Annotated in this window: 16 protein-coding genes and 1 pseudogene; 15 read left to right on the top strand and 2 right to left on the bottom strand. The window is 37.7% G+C overall.

The annotated features are described in order from the left end of the window. From folK to PATL70BA_RS02925, 8 genes are all read left to right on the top strand, one after another. Complete coding sequence (gene folK, locus PATL70BA_RS02965; protein WP_125135983.1) at positions 1–834, top strand: 2-amino-4-hydroxy-6-hydroxymethyldihydropteridine diphosphokinase; 834 nt, start codon at positions 1–3, stop codon at positions 832–834. Positions 835–861: 27 nt separating this feature from the next. Then, positions 862–2,046, top strand: a complete 1,185-nt coding sequence (locus tag PATL70BA_RS02960) for a DUF445 family protein (protein ID WP_125135982.1) — start codon at positions 862–864, stop codon at positions 2,044–2,046. Between the two features lie 125 nt (positions 2,047–2,171). Beyond that, positions 2,172–3,560, top strand: a complete 1,389-nt coding sequence (locus PATL70BA_RS02955) for a dihydrolipoyl dehydrogenase family protein (protein ID WP_125135981.1) — start codon at positions 2,172–2,174, stop codon at positions 3,558–3,560. Between the two features lie 7 nt (positions 3,561–3,567). After that, positions 3,568–4,020, top strand: a complete 453-nt coding sequence (locus PATL70BA_RS02950; protein WP_125135980.1) for a MarR family winged helix-turn-helix transcriptional regulator — start codon at positions 3,568–3,570, stop codon at positions 4,018–4,020. After that, positions 3,992–4,474, top strand: a complete 483-nt coding sequence (locus PATL70BA_RS02945) for a DUF1499 domain-containing protein (protein WP_197715783.1) — start codon at positions 3,992–3,994, stop codon at positions 4,472–4,474. Before PATL70BA_RS02950 ends, PATL70BA_RS02945 begins: the two co-directional genes overlap by 29 nt. 122 nt (positions 4,475–4,596) lie before the next feature. Beyond that, a complete protein-coding gene (locus tag PATL70BA_RS02940) occupies positions 4,597–5,274 on the top strand; it encodes a TrmB family transcriptional regulator (RefSeq protein ID WP_125135979.1) in 678 nt (225 codons plus the stop codon). A gap of 24 nt (positions 5,275–5,298) precedes the next feature. Next, positions 5,299–6,558 (top strand): diaminopimelate decarboxylase, encoded by a 1,260-nt coding sequence (gene lysA / locus PATL70BA_RS02935; RefSeq protein WP_125135978.1) that lies wholly within the window; start codon positions 5,299–5,301, stop codon positions 6,556–6,558. A 694-nt stretch (positions 6,559–7,252) separates the two neighbouring features. Continuing rightward, complete coding sequence (locus PATL70BA_RS02925) at positions 7,253–8,578, top strand: replication-associated recombination protein A (RefSeq protein ID WP_125135977.1); 1,326 nt, start codon at positions 7,253–7,255, stop codon at positions 8,576–8,578. Positions 8,579–8,585: 7 nt separating this feature from the next. Here PATL70BA_RS02925 and PATL70BA_RS02920 read toward each other — a convergent pair whose 3' ends face one another. Both PATL70BA_RS02920 and PATL70BA_RS02915 read right to left on the bottom strand, forming a co-directional pair. Beyond that, positions 8,586–8,825 (bottom strand): hypothetical protein, encoded by a 240-nt coding sequence (locus PATL70BA_RS02920; RefSeq protein WP_125135976.1) that lies wholly within the window; start codon positions 8,823–8,825, stop codon positions 8,586–8,588. 442 nt (positions 8,826–9,267) lie between these two features. Next, positions 9,268–10,208, bottom strand: a pseudogene (locus PATL70BA_RS02915) (IS110 family RNA-guided transposase). Here PATL70BA_RS02915 and PATL70BA_RS16440 point away from each other — a divergent pair. The 7 genes from PATL70BA_RS16440 (at position 10,143) to PATL70BA_RS02885 (ending at position 17,832) form a co-directional block, all read left to right on the top strand. Next, the gene (locus PATL70BA_RS16440; RefSeq protein ID WP_243116024.1) at positions 10,143–10,295 is read left to right on the top strand and encodes a hypothetical protein; all 153 of its coding nucleotides are present in this window, start codon (positions 10,143–10,145) and stop codon (positions 10,293–10,295) included. The pseudogene PATL70BA_RS02915 and the gene PATL70BA_RS16440 sit on opposite strands and share 66 nt — an antisense overlap. Positions 10,296–10,530: 235 nt before the next feature. After that, a complete protein-coding gene (locus PATL70BA_RS02910) occupies positions 10,531–11,781 on the top strand; it encodes a tetratricopeptide repeat protein (protein ID WP_125135975.1) in 1,251 nt (416 codons plus the stop codon). Positions 11,782–11,838: 57 nt separating this feature from the next. Then, a complete protein-coding gene (gene hflX / locus PATL70BA_RS02905; protein WP_125135974.1) occupies positions 11,839–13,107 on the top strand; it encodes a GTPase HflX in 1,269 nt (422 codons plus the stop codon). A gap of 264 nt (positions 13,108–13,371) precedes the next feature. Further along, the gene (locus PATL70BA_RS02900; RefSeq protein WP_125135973.1) at positions 13,372–15,789 is read left to right on the top strand and encodes a ribonucleoside triphosphate reductase; all 2,418 of its coding nucleotides are present in this window, start codon (positions 13,372–13,374) and stop codon (positions 15,787–15,789) included. Positions 15,790–15,804: 15 nt separating this feature from the next. Continuing rightward, positions 15,805–16,635: a thymidylate synthase gene (thyA, locus tag PATL70BA_RS02895; protein ID WP_125138387.1), complete on the top strand. Its 831-nt coding sequence runs from the start codon at positions 15,805–15,807 to the stop codon at positions 16,633–16,635. A 9-nt stretch (positions 16,636–16,644) separates the two neighbouring features. Further along, positions 16,645–17,139, top strand: coding sequence for a dihydrofolate reductase (locus PATL70BA_RS02890; protein ID WP_125135972.1), 495 nt, complete (start codon positions 16,645–16,647; stop codon positions 17,137–17,139). A 192-nt stretch (positions 17,140–17,331) separates the two neighbouring features. Then, on the top strand, positions 17,332–17,832 hold the full coding sequence (locus PATL70BA_RS02885) for a GAF domain-containing protein (RefSeq protein WP_125135971.1): 501 nt from the start codon (positions 17,332–17,334) through the stop codon (positions 17,830–17,832). Positions 17,833–17,853 lie beyond the last annotated feature (21 nt).

Here is a 17,853-nt window from a genome sequence, read left to right as displayed (position 1 = left end):
ATGGATTGTATCTCGGTAGTGGACTTAGAGGTATATGCTTTTCATGGTGTTTTAGAAGAAGAAAAAGAACAAGGCCAAACATTTTTAATAACCTTTGATGCTTACCTTGACTTAGAACCGGCAGGCACAGAAGATGATCTAAGCCTTTCTGTCAGTTATGCCGGCATGTGCTATACTATAGAAGATTATTTCAAATCAGAGAAATATAATTTGATTGAAACTTTAGCTGAGGGTGTTGCCAAACGCCTACTAACCACCTATGACCTTCTAAAGGGTGTAAAAGTTACAGTCAAAAAGCCTCACGCACCCATTGGACGTCCTTTTAAAGTTGCAAGTGTGACAGTAGAGAGATGGTGGCATGAAGCTTATATTGCTATAGGTTCTAATATGGGACAACGAGAAGAAGTTCTATTTGAAGCCATAGAAGCAATCAATGTCAGTGGTCACAGTCTGGTAGAAAAAGTATCCAAACTCAGAGAAACCAAACCATGGGGCTATATTGACCAAGAGGACTTTATTAATGGTGTCATTTGTGTAAAGACCTTGTTGTCACCTAGTAAACTCATGGATTATTTGCTAGAGATTGAAAAAGTTTTTAAAAGAGAAAGAGAAATCCACTGGGGACCAAGAACACTGGATTTGGATTTGATTTTCTATGATGATTTGGTAACGGAAGATGAGAAGGTTGTTCTGCCACATCCAAGGATGGCTCAGCGTCAATTTGTTCTAAAGCCACTTAGTGAATTGGCACCATTCAAAGTACATCCGCTGTTAAAAAAACGTGTCATTGATTTGTTAGCAGAGCTAGAAATAGATGAGGCAAGCCATTCATAAAACTATTAGAGAAATTTGAGGTGTCATATGGATTATTTAATATTATTAAAACCCTTGATTGGTGCTCTAATTGGTTATTCGACCAATTGGTTGGCCATCAAGATGCTTTTTAAGCCCCATACAGAAGTGCGTATCGGAAAAATCAGATTGCCATTCACACCGGGTGTCATTCCAAGAGAAAGAGGTAGAATTGCCAAGAGTTTAGGTGGTGCTGTGGGTGAAAGACTTCTAACGAAGGAGGTCATTAGCAAAGAATTGCTAAATGAGGGTGTTATCAATCAAATCAAGGCATATATCACCAAGGATTTACTGGGTGAACCAAGGTCTCTAAAAGAAATCATGGAGACGGTGTTAGGTGATGAATACCCAATCGTTGTCAACAAAATAGGTAAAGGTATCGCACTAACAATTGAAGATAAAATAAGATCAAAAGATACAAAAGAGATGTTATATAGAACCATAAAAGAGTATCTGGCCGGTAGATTATCATATAACACAGCACTAGACACTGTTTTACCCTCTACAGTATGGATTAATCTGGAATTTATTTTGGAAAATCATAAAGAACAGATTTGTGATTACATTATAAGTCAAGTACGTCAACCGCAAGTGGAGGATAAAGTCAATATTATTGTAGGGGAACTGATTCACGAGAAGGTTGGTGCTCTTGGTGCCATGTTCCTAAACAGTAAAGATGTAACCGCTTCAATATTGGATTATATCGAAAAGACCTTGCAAGAAGAGGACGTGCAAAAGACGTTGATTCATGTCATCATAAAAAGTGCCAATGAGGTAATGGTTAATCCAATCTCAGAAATACTGGCCCTTAGGCAATATGAAGAACTACTTGAAGGTGCAACAGTCGGTATTGTAAAAAGTGCCTACGAGCTCATTGATAAAATCAGCTTAAAAGATATGATTACCTCAATGATCTATCCAATATTGGAACAGAAAATCCTTTTAACCGCTCATGAGCGAGATCAAATAGAGTCTAAGATAGAAATGCTATATGTAGGCTTTGTAGAAAATAATATCGACACATTTTTGAAAAATTTTGAAGTGGCAAAAATAGTAGAAAAAGAAGTGAATGATTTTTCTGTCATGGATATTGAACGGCTTATTTTTACAATCGTAGATAAAGAATTAAATGCCATCACTTGGTTTGGTGCATTACTAGGCTTTGTTATGGGGATTGTATATATTTTCATTTGACCTTTGAATCAAAATAAAAAACATCTCATTCGAATGAATGAGGTGTTTTTTATTGACACACTACAAAAAGACTGGTAAAATCATTAGCATAAGATTAATCGTACACTAACGAAAGGGCGTTAAAAATGAAGACATATGATTTGGTTGTTATCGGAGCCGGAGCTGGTGGTTTGACAGCCGCTTATACAGCTTTGGGATTTGGGAAAAAAGTCGTGCTAATTGAAGATCAAAAACCTGGTGGTGAGTGTACTTGGTCAGGTTGTGTACCTAGTAAAACATTGATTAACGAAGCAAAGAAGTTTAACCAGCTCAAAGAATTTATCAGCCTAGAGGGTATAGACACAAAAAAAATTATGCATCATATAAAATCGGTTCGAGAGGCCATTTACGAACATGAAGATCCGACTACCCTTAAAAAGGATGGGATTGACTTTATTAAAGGTCATGCACGCTTTAAAGACAGCAAGACAATTGTAGTTGATGGTATTGGCATTAGAGCCGATAAAATCCTAATAGCTACAGGATCATCCCCATATATTCCGGAGATTCAAGGCTTGACCCAAACGCCTTATTTAACCAATGAGACCATTTTTGAACGAGAGGTATTACCAAAATCCATTGTGGTACTTGGTGGAGGCGCCATAGGTGTAGAATTAGCGCAAGCATTGAATCGGTTGGGTGTAAACGTACATTTAATAGAAATGATGCCAAGCATACTCTCAAAAGAAGAGCCTGATTTGGTGAAACGTTTGGAAGCCCATCTCACGAAAGAAGGGGTTTGGCTACATACGGCATCAAAAGCTATTAAAGTAGAAAGTATAGACAAAGGCATTGCACTTACCTACGAAAAAAATGGCAAAGAACAGATGGTAAAAGCTGAAACCTTATTGGTCGCTATTGGTAGGAAACCCAATACCACAGATCTTAATCTAGAGGCAGCAGGGATAAGTTACGACAAAAAGGGCATAAGGGTGGATTCATATTTAAGAACATCTCAAAAACATATTTATGCAGTGGGTGATGTTGTAGGACCTTATCAGTTTTCTCATATGGCTAACGTTCAAGGTATACTTGCCGTGAAGAATGCATTTTTACCTATAAAAAGTAAAATCTCATATGATCATGTTGCTTGGGTGACGTTTACAGATCCGGAACTCGCCAGAGCAGGTATGACGGAAGAAGAAGCAAGAGATAAATATGGTGACCAAGTTTTGGTTTATGACTATGATTTTAATGATCTGGATCGTACCAAGACGAAAGGCGTATCCATAGAAGGCATTAAGCTGATTTTGGACAACAAATATAGGGTTTTAGGTGCCTCTATACTTAGTGAACGTGGTGGTGAGATGATGGGTGAAATACAAGTTCTAAAGACCTTAGGGCAGCCTTTTACAAAAATGGCAGATATTATTCATCCTTACCCTACTTACAGTGAAGTATTTGTGAAACTAGGTAAAAAAGCTAAGGTAGATCGACTACTTGCCATACCTTTAGTAAAGATTTTTAGAAAGTAGGTGTCTTATGCAAAAAAATCCTTTGCTACTTGACCATCAGTTGTGTTTTAGATTGTATAAAACATCAAGAGCCATCATTAGAATCTATCAACCTATATTGGAAAAAATCGGTTTGACATACCCACAGTATTTAGTCATGTTGGTCTTGTGGGAAGTCAAAATTATAGATTTTAAAGCTTTGAGTAATAGATTAGAACTAAAAACAGGCACCCTAACGCCAATTATTCAGAAACTTGAAAAATTAGGGTACATAACTAAAGAAAAAAATGAAACGGATCAAAGAAAGATTCATTTGGTAATTACAGAAAAGGGACAATCTCTAGAAAAAGAAGCACAAAAAATTCCGGAAACATTGGCAAAAGCAACGGGTGTTGATTATGACAACTATCTAAAATATGTCAAGTGGCTGGATGAATTGGGAGATGTGATGAATGAAGCGAATAAGAAACAGAAAGGATAAAATAATAATGTGGATTGCAATAGTAGTCGTTGTCATGGTATCAGGTGTATTTATATCAACATTAATAGCAAATAATAAAGTTCCGAAGTTGGGGGTAGTAGACGGAAAGCTTACAGATATGCCAGAAACACCAAATGCTGTTTCCAGTCAAACAACAGATAAGGATAAAAAAGTGGCACCATTTCCGTATAAAGAAAACCTTCAATCAACAAAGGATGGCATAAAGTTAGCGGTAAAAGCCTATGGTGATGTTAAGCTTATTGAGGAAAAGGCAGATTATTTAAGGTATGTTTTTACCACAGGCTTGATGCGATACAATGATGATGTCGAGTTTTATTTTGATGAGCAGAATAAAGTGGTGCATTTTAGATCAGCATCGAGGTTGGGTTATTCGGATATGGGTTTAAACAGAGAACGTTATAACGCTTTATATGATTACTATATGAACCATTAGTATTCGATTGTGATACTTTAGAAGATGCTTAAAGAGAAATTGACTTTAAGCATCTTTTTCCTTGACATTTATTCTCATTTACTTTATAGTAGTACTATAAAGTACTACTAAGGAGAATATTTATGGAACTGGTTAATGCCCTAAAAAAAATTGGTTTTACCCAACAAGAAGCCATTATATATATTGAATTGTGTCGTCATCATGAGATTACCGGTTATGAAGCGGCAAAATTATCCGGTATTTCCAGATCCAATGCTTATGCGGCACTATCCAGTTTGGTGGACAAAGGCTATGCTTATGTGATTGAAGCAGCTTCCATGAAGTATACACCTGTCCCTAAAGTGGAACTTATAAAAAACGCAAAAAGAAGTTTTGAGGAGCAAATCATAGTCATCGAAGAAAAGCTAGATTTTTCCCAACTTAGACAAGAACCTTATGTCACCATCGCGGATGAAAAGCATATTATCAATAAGTTGAAGAATATAATCCAAATGGCAGAACTAAGAATTTACCTTTCTTGTGATAATAATGTGCTTGAGATGGTGAAAGAAGAGATTCATCTAGCGGTAACAAGAGGATTAAAAGTGGTTATATTATCACCCAAAGATTTGAATGGCATAAAACATACTCATTACTTCAATGCACCGAGTACATCCATTAAAATCATTGCAGATACGAAGGAAGTGCTTGCTGGAACTTTAAAGCAAAGTCTCTATTCAAAAAACAGCACTTTGGTTCATTTGATACGAGAAGCTTTTATTAATGAGATTACGATTCTTGAGAGTCAAGAAAAACAATAATAATCATCAAACAGGAGGAAACACATGTTAGCCTATCACAACAAAATCACCACAGATACCAATTTTTTTAAGAACACTACACCGATTGAACTTATAAAGACATATGGAAGTCCTCTCTATGTCTATAATGAAGATATCTTTAGAACCAGATGTAGAGAATTAAAAAATCTTGTTCAGTATCCTAATTTTTCAGTAAACTATTCGGTTAAAGCCAATGGAAATCTGTCTTTATTAAAAATAGCCCGTGAAGAAGGGTTGAATGTCGATGCTATGTCCCCTGGTGAGATTCATTTAGAATTGACAGCCGGTTTCTTGCCTTCACAGATTCTATATATCAGTAACAACGTATCAGCAGAAGAGATGCAGTACGCCATAGATCGAGATATACTTATTAGTGTTGACTCCATATCACAGCTGGAGCTTTATGGAAAACTAAACAAAGGTGGATCAATCTGTATCAGGTTTAACCCTGGTGTTGGTGCCGGTCATCATGAAAAAGTGGTAACCGGTGGTAAGAAAACCAAATTCGGTGTGGATCCAAACAAAGTAGATGAAGTTAAAAGTGTTCTTAGCCAATATGATCTAAAATTGGTTGGTATCAATCAACACATCGGTTCTTTATTTATGGAAGGGGATAAGTACATAGAAGGTGTCAAATCCTTATTTACCATTGCAAAGCAGTTTGAGAATCTTGAGTTTCTTGATATTGGTGGAGGCTTTGGCATACCCTATAACAAATTAGCGGGGCAAGAGCGATTGGATTTAGTAGACCTTGGCAAAAAGTTGGACAAAGTGTTTGATGAATTTGCCACTGAATATGGTAAAAAAGTTATGTTCAAGATTGAACCGGGTAGATATATATCTGCAGAATGTGGCCTTATACTCGGTGAAGTATATGCTGTAAAATACAATTATGATACAAAATACATTGGGACAGATCTTGGCTTTAACATTTTAAAACGTCCGGTTATGTATGATAGTCATCATGATATTGAGATCTATAGGAATTCGGATATAAAATCAGAGAAGAACGAAACCGTCAATATTGTGGGTAACATTTGTGAAAGCGGAGATATTATTGCAAAAGAACGTCTTTTACCGGAGATTCTTGAAGGTGATATACTGGGTGTTTTAGATGCGGGTGCTTATGGTTATTGTATGGCTTCTAATTACAACAACCGTTTAAGACCGGCGGAAGTACTGATTACTGGAACAGGGGATGTTAAGCTTATTCGTCGCCGAGATACTTTTGAGGATTTAATGAGAAATTTTGATGTAGAATAAAAGGGTTAAGGTGTCAAAACAATAATAACGAATGTATCAACGAGGTCTCTTAGTGGAAAAAGCTTAGAGACCATTTTTTTTGAAGTTTTCAAGGAAATTCTTTAATATAATCGTAGATATAACACACAGTTTTTCCTAGCCTTACACTTCGTACGGTCATCGGAAAATCTGTGTATCACATCTACTCGGTAATAAGTCGTCATTTCGTCAAGAAAAAGCACTGCTCAATCATCCTTCCCTTTTACATCCATGTAAAAATGAAGGACGTTCTACATCCATGTAGAACTGTGATTGATCAGCACCTTTTCTTTCCTAATTCGGTTTCGCGAATGCATATTTTCAATTGGCCTAAATTCGTATACCACTTGTGACGCGCTAAAGTAACTTAATACTACAATAAGCCAACATCGACCATGAAGTTCCTGGAATAGACTGTATGAACGTAGCAAGACAGCAGGAGCTGTCTGCCGACATTTGGTGCAGGACGCACCAACGGTTGGCCGAAGTCATACAGTCTGTGGAAGGGTTTTCATGGGACCCATTTTAAATCACATTCATTGTACCTTGAGTCTGCATGAGCATCAACTTTTGCTAAACTACAATAAACCAAACGCACATAAATGTAATTTTCTTCCTTTACAAGATTATGCTATAATGAAGTTTACGAATAAATAGTATTGCCGAAGGAGAAACTATGGATTTATTTGATATGGCAAGAGAAAGAACATTGGTAAAGGATGCACCCCTTGCTGCAAGAATGCGTCCTGAAACGATAGATGAAGTGGTTGGGCAAAAACATATTATTGGTGAAGGTAAACTGCTATATAGAGCCATTAAGGCAGACAAACTGGGGTCCCTCATTTTTTACGGACCTCCGGGAACAGGAAAAACAACCTTAGCTAAAGTCATTGCTAATACAACCAAATCTAATTTCAGACAGTTGAATGCAACGATAGCAGGTAAGAAGGACATACAGGATGTTGTGGCTGAAGCAAAAGACAATCTGGGTATGTCTATGAAGAAAACCATCCTGTTTATAGATGAGATTCATCGATTTAATAAAGCTCAACAAGATGCCTTGTTACCTTATGTAGAGGATGGTACCGTTACATTAATTGGTGCGACAACGGAGAATCCTTTTTTTGAAGTGAATAAGGCTTTGGTATCAAGATCCAGAATATTTCAATTGTATCATTTGGATAAAGAAGATATTATTTTGCTAATGCAAAGAGCCATTACTCTTGATAAGGGATTAAAAGCTTATAATATCAGTATTGATGAAGATGCTTTGAATTTCCTAGCAGATGTGGCAAATGGTGATGCAAGAGTAGCCCTTAATGCTATAGAACTTGGCGCACTCACAACGGATTCAGTGGATGGTAAGATAATAATAGATCTTAAAGTGGCCCAAGAGTGCATACAAAAAAGATCATTAAATTATGATAAAGATGGGGATAATCATTATGATGTTATTTCAGCCTTTATTAAGAGTATGAGAGGGTCAGACCCGGACGGGGCCGTCTACTATTTGGCCAGAATGCTCTACGCAGGTGAAGACCCCAAATTCATAGCCAGACGTGTGGTCATTTGTGCTTCAGAAGATGTAGGTAACGCGGATCCTAGGGCATTGATACTCGCCAGTGCAGCGGCACAGGCAGTTCATTTTGTTGGCATGCCCGAGGCACAGATTATATTAGCTCAAGTGGTAACTTATATTGCTACAGCACCAAAAAGTAATGCAGCCCTTGGCATATTTTCGGCAATGAAGGATGTAGGACATATCCAAATAAAATCATTGCCACCACATTTGAAAGATGCCCATTATAAAAGTGCTGAGTCACTGGGTCATGGCATAGGCTATCAATACGCCCATGATTTTCCCGGTCATTATGTCAAGCAACAGTATTTGCCGGATGAACTGGTAGATAAGATATACTACGAACCTTCGGATGAAGGTTATGAAGCACAGATTAAGAAAAATATGAAAAAAAGGTTGCCGGATAAACAGCAACCTAAATGAAGTGAGATCAGTCTTCTTTTGTAGTGTTGTCAGGCTGATCCAACCATTCCTTATTAGATTCTTTTGCATGTTGGTGGAATCTTAAGGAAAAGTATAAAATGACAACAACAAAGCCATTAATGGCCACAAAAGTGATGGCTAAAGTTGAATGGCCAATGAGGATGAAAACAAGTGTTAATACAAAAAGTAGTAATATTAAAGCGACGCCAGTGAGGGCCATAATCTGTTGAAAACTTTTCTTCATCATGTTCTACCACCTTGTTTTTAGATTCGAGGGTTTAATAAATCTCTTATCTCATCATAAAGGCATGAAATTGATACGTCAAGTTAAACAGGATTATGATATAATACATAGGAATTATAATAGAAGCGAATTAGAAGCAATTTAGGAGACCAGCTATGAAAAGTCAAGTATAAATTAGCTGGAAATTCTTTTTAATCGAATTCCTTAAAAAAGGGTAACTTTAATAAGACTCCCTATAAGGTAGTTTTCAAAATCAAATGATATTCGGGTTTTAATTAGTCGAGATTAAACTCGACTTCGTCAGTAAGCATCTTATAGATGACCCTGACAAGCTTACCGGCACAGTGACCTAAAGTGTTGTAGTGGTTTCGGCCTTCAGCTCTTTTAGTATCGTAATAAGCTTTAAATGTGTCGTTGTTACGAACAACATTGTTTGCAGCATTAATTAATGCATAACGTAAGGTTTTGATCCTCGTTTTGACATACGTGTACGTTTGGCAACAAAGTTTCCAGACTGATAAACAGACGGATCTAACCCAGCATAAGCTAGAACTTTGCTAGCATTGGAGAAGCGTTTAATGTTACCAATTTCACCAAGAATCATTCCACCATTGACAAATCCAATGCCTGGAATGGTCATGATAAGTGAATCAAGTGAAAGCATAATTGATTGCATTTCCGATTCAACAGTTTTTAACTGGCTATCTAATAACTCGATTTGCTCGATAGCATGAGTTATTTGAATAGATAAAGACCTGTCGCTGGATCCGACAGACTCCCTTGCAAGAACTCTTAATGCTTTAGCATGTTCTTTCTTGAAGTGGCCGTGGGAGGCTTTTAAAAGAAGAGCTGAAAGATGAGTCATATGCATGGAGGCAATAGCATCCGGAGTAGGAGCTTCTTTAAGAAGCTGATAACAGGCTTTCTGATGCAAACCTGATTTGAAGAAGTATTGGAGTTCAGGGAAAACCTGATCCATATAAGAAGTTAGCTGAATTTTCAACCTAGTACGGTTTTTAACCAGCTTCTGACGGAAACGTCCAAGATTCTTCAAATGCATAAGATCAATGTCTTCTACAGTGAGGAAACGATGATCATGCATCATAAGGGTTTTAGCGATAACAAAGGTATCAACTTTATCAGTCTTAGTCTTGCGAATGTTATTTTTTCGCATAGATGAAGTCTGAAGTGGGTTGATGAGACAAACCTTAAAGTGTCTAGATACAAGAAATTCAATAAGGTTGTTGCCATAGTGAGCTGTTGATTCAAGACCAATGATGAGGTCACTCTTTTAAAGGAACTAATTGAAGAGAGCAACAAATGGAAGCCATCACTGTCATTCGTAAATTTGAACGGCTCGAGAAGTACTTCACCATCAGAAGATATGGCTGCGGCGAAGTGGTTAAGTTTGGCGATATCAATGCCAAGATAGATCATGAGATTAAATCTCCTTTCGAATTATTGATACCATGACGTCCACCAGCGATTATCATTGTAGACTTGAATGAGATAAGTACTCTATACAAAATGTATGGCACATCCAGCTAATAAACAATTCAGATAAAGGTAGCGGCAATACACTCCTGTTAAGTAGTCTGTGCTACAGAAAAAAATCAAAGGTACCACAGTATCTGAATGTATTATAGTCACGAATAAAAAAGAAAGGAAAGTGTGATATTTACTTCTATAAATATCATACAAGTGAATAATGATATTTAGAAAATATATAATAATGGTTGCACTTATCTTGATGAGTACTGTTTTTACAGCCTGTGGCAGCCGTGTTGAAGAACAATTAAATGATGAAGGCTATGACCTATACTTAGAAGGTCAGTATGACGAAGCGATAACGCATTATACCAAGAGTCTCGTAGATTATCCTGAATATGGTGCTTTTTATAGCAACCGAGGTCTGGCATATTATGAAAAAGGTGAGGTTGCCATGGCGCTTGAAGATCTTAATCAAGCCATTGTTTTGGAACCGGACATGCCGGAAGCCTACTTAAACAGAGGCACGGTGTACTTAGGCACAGGTGTTTATGATCAAGCTTCAATAGACTTATATAAAGCCATTGAATTAAAAGACAATTTTAAAGATGAAAATGGTCTATATTATACATACTTGAATCTAGGCACATTATTAAATGAAACCAATCAACCCAAAGAAGCGTTGGTCGTCTTAGAAAAGGCATTTGAACAAAATAGTAGCGATGAAAAATTGTATAATGCCCTCGGTTTGATTTACAAGTCCATTGGTGACTATGATCTGGCTTTGACCTACTTTAATGGCGCCATTGAATTAAAAGAGGATTATGCTTATGCTTATGGCAATAGAGGCAGTGTTTATTATTTGATGGAAGAGTATCGGATTGCTTTAAGTGATGTGAATACAGCCCTATCCATGGATCCATTTATTCCCCAAATGTATGACTTGAAAGCAAAAATACTTATAAAAACAGGTGAATTAGAAGAAGCCATTAGGATACTGGATGCAGGTATAACAAGATGGGTCAATTACGCTGACTTATATATCACCCGCGGTAACATCTATTTTAGTGAAAAAGCCTATGGTGAAGCTTTAATGAACTATGGCCTGGGCATTGAATATGGCAGCATTGAAGGGCATAAAGGACAAGGTGTGACCTATCAGTTAATCGGTCAGTATGAGGATGCTATCTCACAATTAGAAACCTATTTACAAAATTATCCAACAGACATTTCAACCCTTATTGCCCTTGGAACAGCTTATAGACAGACCAAGGAGTATGAACTGAGTTTAGCTCAATATGATAAAGTCCTGAGTCTTAGCCCTAAGCACACTGAAGCGATGTATCAGATGGCCTTAACTTATATAGATATGCAAGCATTGTCAGATGCAGAAAAAGTACTGAATCAGGTTTTATCCATAGACCCGGATCATAAAGCGTCCAAGGAAGCTCTAAAAAATATAGAAGTATAATTAAGCAGTGAAGTTTCATAGAAGCCTTATGGCTATATAAGAAAGTTGGTGTACCAAGTGGAAGAACAAATCAAGAATGAAATAGAAGAAAAAGCCATATTAATTGCGATATGTCCACAGAACAAAGAAGAAGAAGTGGAAAGTGCTATTGATGAACTAGAAGAACTAGCAAAAACAGCAGGCGCAAGTACATTGGTCAAAGTAATTCAAAATAGGGATAAACCTCACCCAGCCACTTACTTTGGTAAAGGCAAGGTGGAAGAACTAAAAGAAATGGTCGAGCAATATGAGATTACCACCATCATATGTGATGATGAGTTATCACCGGCACAATTGAAGAATCTTAGTGAAGCTCTAGATGTCAAAATCGTAGACCGTCCAATATTGATTATGGATATCTTTGCTAGACATGCCCATACAAAAGAAGGTATCTTGCAGGTTGAGATGGCTCAAATGCGTTACCGTTTATCCAGATTATCAGGACTGGGTAAAAGCCTATCTAGATTAGGTGGCGGTATTGGTACAAGAGGTCCCGGAGAGAAAAAACTTGAGACAGATAAACGACATATAAGACGCCGTATCGATATGTTGAAAGAAGAATTAGAAAAAATTCATTCCAGCAGGCATCTCTTAAGAGAAGGAAGAGCAAAACAAGGTAAACCCATTATTGCCATTGTCGGGTATACCAATGCAGGTAAATCAACTTTACTGAATCATTTAACCGATGCCGGTGTGTTACAAGAAGACATGCTTTTTGCAACCTTATATCCGACCACCAGAAATATGGTCCTACCGGAAGGTAAAGAAGTCCTAATGGTAGATACGGTTGGTTTTATCAGAAAATTGCCCCATCATATTGTAGAAGCTTTTAAGTCGACCTTAGAAGAAGTGGTTTATGCAGATGTATTGATTCATATGGTGGATGCAACCAATCCGGATGCCAATAAGCATATTCAGGTTGTCCATGAAACCTTATTAGAACTTGGAGCTGAAAAAACACCTATGTTGACCTTATTAAACAAGTGTGATAGAGATAATGTGGATGATGACTTATGGGATGAGAAGGCTTTTGCCAATATTCGTGTTTCAGCCCTTACCGGTGATGGTATTTATAAAGTTCTAGAAGCATTGGAACAACATCTTTTACAGGGTCAGCGACTCATGAAAATTATTATACCTTATCATCAAGGTCAGATCCTACAAAAGCTTAGGACCTATGGCCAGATTCTTGAAGAGTCTTATGTGAATGAAGGTACTTATGTTGAAGTGTATATAGAGGAGGCCTACATTAACAAATATAATCTGGGTAGTATGGTTGTTGGTTAAGGCGTCAAAACTATATAGTTGAACTTTCACCTACCATATGTAGTTATGAATGTATCTACGTAATCTACATATGGTGGGTGGATTTAGTGAAACTTAGTTTTGACCCTCTAACCATTGTGGTTAAGTAAATACTATATATAGTGGGTATACAACTAATTGCCTACTGTATATAGTATTTTTTCATTGACCAACGCTGTTGCTCTGTGGTATGATTTTATGTGTTGAGGTAGCTGGTTTATGTGTGTAGGTTGGGAGGTATATCAAATGTATGAAGTGGTCAAACGAGATGGGGAAATAACAAAATTTGATTTAAATAAGATTAAGGATGCGATTACTAAGGCTTTTATTGCCACTAAAAGGGCCTTTAATGACGACATATTAAACATGTTGGTGCTTAGGGTGACATCAGATTTTGAGTTAAAGATGATAGAAGGAAAAATAGGCGTAGAAGCCATACAAGACAGTGTGGAAAAAATCCTAGAAGAATCCGGTTACACAGAAGTGGCCAAAGCCTATATACTATATCGTAAACAAAGGGAGAAAATCAGGAATATCAAATCCACCATATTGGATTATAAAGAAATTGTAAATAGTTATGTGAAAGAGGAAGACTGGCGTGTGAAGGAGAATTCTACAGTTACCTATTCTGTGGGAGGGTTGATCTTACATAATTCAGGCGCGATTACAGCCAATTATTGGCTTTCAGAGGCATATGATGAGACCATAGCCAATGCCCACAGGGACGGAGATATGCATATTCACGATTTATCCATGTTGACAGGTTATTGTGCCGGTTGGTCATTGAAACAACTGATAGAAGAAGGTCTTGGTGGTATTCCGGGCAAGATATCTTCAGCGCCTGCACGGCATCTAATTACATTATGTAATCAAATGGTAAATTTCTTAGGTATCATGCAAAATGAATGGGCCGGTGCCCAAGCTTTTTCTTCTTTTGATACTTACTTAGCACCTTTTGTTAAGAACGATAATCTGAGTTACAAGGAAGTTAAGCAAGCCATACAATCTTTTGTTTTTGGCGTTAATATACCAAGCCGTTGGGGTACACAGTCACCTTTTTCAAACATTACGATTGACTGGAAAGTACCGGAAGATCTGGCAAGTCTACCGGCTATTGTCGGTGGTAAGGCAATGGCGTTTTGTTATGGTGACTGCCAAGAAGAGATGGACATGATCAACAAGGCTTTTATAGAGGTTATGCTTGAAGGTGACGCCAACGGACGGGGCTTTCAGTATCCCATACCCACCTATTCAATCACCAAAGCATTTGACTTTGGAGATCACGAAAACAACCAACTTTTATTTGAAATGACGGCAAAGTATGGGACACCTTATTTTTCCAATTACCTTAATAGTGATATGGAGCCCAGTGACATTAGAAGCATGTGCTGTCGATTAAGATTAGACTTACGAGAGCTTAGGAAAAAACAAGGTGGCTATTTTGGTTCCGGCGAAAGCACCGGTTCAATCGGTGTGGTTACCATTAACTTACCAAGAATTGGCTACTTGGCGGAGAATGAGCAAGACTTTTTTTATCGTCTTGACAATGTTATGGATCTTGCAGCCAGGTCGTTGAAGATCAAAAAGGATGTAATCACACGCCTTTTAAATGAAGGCTTATACCCTTATACAAAAAGATATTTGGGTCATTTTTCAAGTCATTTTTCAACCATTGGCATCATTGGTATGAATGAGGCGACCCTTAATGCCAAATGGATTGGCAAGAACCTAATTGATGAAAAAGCCAGAGCATTTGCCCTTAAGGTATTAGATCATATGCGTGATCGACTATCGGATTATCAGGAAGCCTATGGCGACTTGTACAATCTTGAGGCAACACCGGCAGAATCAACCACTTATAGACTGGCAAAGATGGACAAAGTGAAGTACACAGACATTATTTCTGCAGGCAAGAATAGAGGTATACCTTATTATACCAACAGTACTCATTTGCCGGTGGATCATACAGTGGATATATTTGATGCTTTAGATCTTCAAGATGCTTTCCAAGGCAAATATACTTCGGGTACTGTTTTTCATGGATTCTTAGGTGAGAAGCTCTCCGGTTGGCAAGAAGCCGCCAAATTGGTTAAAGTCATTGCCGAGAACTACAAATTACCATATTACACTTTGTCACCTACATACTCCATATGTGAAAACCATGGCTACTTAAATGGTGAAGTACATCAGTGTCCTGAATGTGGTCATAAAACAGAAGTATATTCTAGAATCACCGGTTATTATCGTCCGGTACAACATTGGAATGATGGCAAAACCCAAGAATATAAAGAACGTAAAGAGTACATTGTAGATGATGCAATTAAGGAAGTGATTAAAGAACCCGCCCAAAACGTAAAGTTTAAGGCACAGGTTAATACAAGTAAGCAAGAAGTAGGAGGAGAAGAGAAAGCCGCCAGTCTATTGGAAGACCCAAAAGCATTGCTTTTTACAACAAAGACATGCCCCAGTTGTCAGGTGGCAAAAGCCTACCTAGGTGAAAAACATAGCTACAGGATTGTAGATGCTGAAGAAGAACTTGGCCTTGTAGAGAAGTTCAAAGTCATGACGGCACCTACCTTAGTTGTCTTGTCTGAAGGTGATTATGATTCCTACTCAGGATTAGCCAGTATTAGAAGGTTCACAACCAGCTACGTAACGACATAAATAAAGGAGCAAATGATGAGTTTAACAGATCAGATTTTTATAACAATGTGCAAAGACATATTGGAAAACGGTACATCATCAGAAGGACAACTGGTAAGACCTAAATGGGCGGATGGGACCATGGCCCACACCATTAAGAAGTTTGGTGTGGTTAATCGCTATGATTTGGCTAAAGAGTTCCCGATTCTGACATTAAGGCGTACCAATTTTGAAAAAGCCATTGATGAAGTTTTATGGATCTGGCAAAAGAAATCCAATAACATTCATGATTTGGGCAGTCGAATATGGGACAACTGGGCAGATGAGGATGGCTCTATCGGAAAAGCCTATGGCTATCAATTAGGTATAAAACATCAATACCCTGAAGGCATGTTCGACCAGGTGGACCGAGTACTCTATGATTTAAAGCACAACCCTTATAGTCGAAGGATTATAACCAACATATATGTCCACGGGGACTTAAGTGAGATGAACCTTTACCCATGCGCCTATAGCATGACTTTTAACGTGACCGGTAATAAGTTAAATGGTATCTTGAATCAAAGGTCCAATGATGTCTTAGCGGCGAACAACTGGAATGTGGTACAGTATGCAGTATTGATGCATATGTTGGCACAGGTATCGGACCTTGAAGTAGGAGAATTGTTACATGTGATTGCTGATGCCCATATTTATGATCGTCATGTAAAGCATGTTGAAGACTTAATGAATAGAGAACCTTTTGAAGCACCCATATTTAGGATGAACCCTGATATCAAAAACTTTTATGATTTTAAAGTGGAGGACTTTGAACTTATAGACTATAAGCGTGGAAAACAAATCAAAGGCATAGAAATTGCCATATAGGAGGACGACATGGTATTGATTGTTGCAGTGGATGATAAGTTCGGTATCGGTCGAGAGGGCAATCTTCTAACGTATATACCGGAGGATTTGGCCTATTTTAAAGAAATGACATTAAATAAGACCATTGTCATCGGACGTAAAACCTTAGAATCGTTTAAGAATGGTGTGCCTTTACCCCAAAGACAACATATCGTAATGACACGTACAAAAACCTATGAGCACCCAAGGATTACAACAGTTTCATCTGTTGAACAACTCCTAAAAACAGTTAAAGCCTATAATCCGGAAGAGGTTTTTGTGTCCGGTGGTGGTAACATCTATGCACTTTTGCTGCCTTATTGCCATAAAGCCTATGTGACTATGATTGAGGCAGATCTTAAAGCAGACACATTTATGCCGGATTTACGTTTACATAAAGAATGGCGATGTACAGAAGAGGGACCGTGGCTTGAAACACCGGACTTTAGATACAGACATACAACGTGGGTACGAGCACCATTATAAGCGGAAAGACCTTCCTATATTAGAGAGGGTCTTTTTTGCTCTCTAGGAAATCTAAACCACTAAAAGAACGTATAAGTCATTCGTTAAAATTTTTTTATAAATAGCGATTTTCCTTTATCTTAAGGGCATCCAATGTTAAAATAGAATCAATATCAATTGAAATCTAATCAACTGTAACTTGAGGAGGCTGTTATGTTCGATTTATCATCCATAGATTCTAATGATTTTGCAAATTTTTACACGGATATCAACGATTTTGTAGATGGTCTTTTTTATGACGAAAGAGATGCATTGGCCAATATGAGCAACCTAGCTTCCTTGCTATACCATACGCTTGGTGATGTTAACTGGGTCGGATATTATCTCTTAAAGTCAGGGGAGTTGGTTCTTGGACCTTTTCAAGGAAAGCCGGCATGTATAAGAATAAGTATAGGTAAAGGTGTTTGTGGAACAGCTGCACAAAAGCGAAAAACCCTTCGCATTCCGGACGTACATCAATTTGATGGTCACATTGCTTGTGACGGAGATACCAATGCTGAATTGGTGATTCCCATGATCAAGAACGGTGTTTTACTTGGTGTGCTTGATATAGATAGCAAAGTAAAAGATCGTTTCAGTGAAGAAGACCAAAAAGCACTTGAGAATATTGTGGACAAACTACTTGAGGCCAGTGAGTTTGAACATGTAAATTAGAGAAACTTAGTTTAGAAGTTA

The organism is Petrocella atlantisensis (assembly GCF_900538275.1).
GTDB classification, from domain to species: Bacteria; Bacillota; Clostridia; order Lachnospirales; family Vallitaleaceae; genus Petrocella; species Petrocella atlantisensis.
Note: the sequence above shows the minus strand (reverse complement) of the source record. Positions and strands in the feature narration are given on the sequence as shown.

Coding starts and splice junctions, on each gene's coding strand:
- PATL70BA_RS02920 (WP_125135976.1), bottom strand. CDS start 8,825: ATGATGAAGAAAAGTTTTCAACAGATTATGGCCCTCACTGGCGTCGCT.
- thyA (WP_125138387.1), top strand. CDS start 15,805: ATGAGTTTAACAGATCAGATTTTTATAACAATGTGCAAAGACATATTG.
- PATL70BA_RS02945 (WP_197715783.1), top strand. CDS start 3,992: ATGAAGCGAATAAGAAACAGAAAGGATAAAATAATAATGTGGATTGCA.
- PATL70BA_RS02955 (WP_125135981.1), top strand. CDS start 2,172: ATGAAGACATATGATTTGGTTGTTATCGGAGCCGGAGCTGGTGGTTTG.
- PATL70BA_RS02960 (WP_125135982.1), top strand. CDS start 862: ATGGATTATTTAATATTATTAAAACCCTTGATTGGTGCTCTAATTGGT.
- PATL70BA_RS02910 (WP_125135975.1), top strand. CDS start 10,531: ATGATATTTAGAAAATATATAATAATGGTTGCACTTATCTTGATGAGT.
- folK (WP_125135983.1), top strand. CDS start 1: ATGGATTGTATCTCGGTAGTGGACTTAGAGGTATATGCTTTTCATGGT.
- PATL70BA_RS02890 (WP_125135972.1), top strand. CDS start 16,645: ATGGTATTGATTGTTGCAGTGGATGATAAGTTCGGTATCGGTCGAGAG.
- PATL70BA_RS02950 (WP_125135980.1), top strand. CDS start 3,568: ATGCAAAAAAATCCTTTGCTACTTGACCATCAGTTGTGTTTTAGATTG.
- PATL70BA_RS02885 (WP_125135971.1), top strand. CDS start 17,332: ATGTTCGATTTATCATCCATAGATTCTAATGATTTTGCAAATTTTTAC.
- PATL70BA_RS02940 (WP_125135979.1), top strand. CDS start 4,597: ATGGAACTGGTTAATGCCCTAAAAAAAATTGGTTTTACCCAACAAGAA.
- PATL70BA_RS02925 (WP_125135977.1), top strand. CDS start 7,253: ATGGATTTATTTGATATGGCAAGAGAAAGAACATTGGTAAAGGATGCA.
- lysA (WP_125135978.1), top strand. CDS start 5,299: ATGTTAGCCTATCACAACAAAATCACCACAGATACCAATTTTTTTAAG.
- PATL70BA_RS16440 (WP_243116024.1), top strand. CDS start 10,143: ATGGAAGCCATCACTGTCATTCGTAAATTTGAACGGCTCGAGAAGTAC.
- PATL70BA_RS02900 (WP_125135973.1), top strand. CDS start 13,372: ATGTATGAAGTGGTCAAACGAGATGGGGAAATAACAAAATTTGATTTA.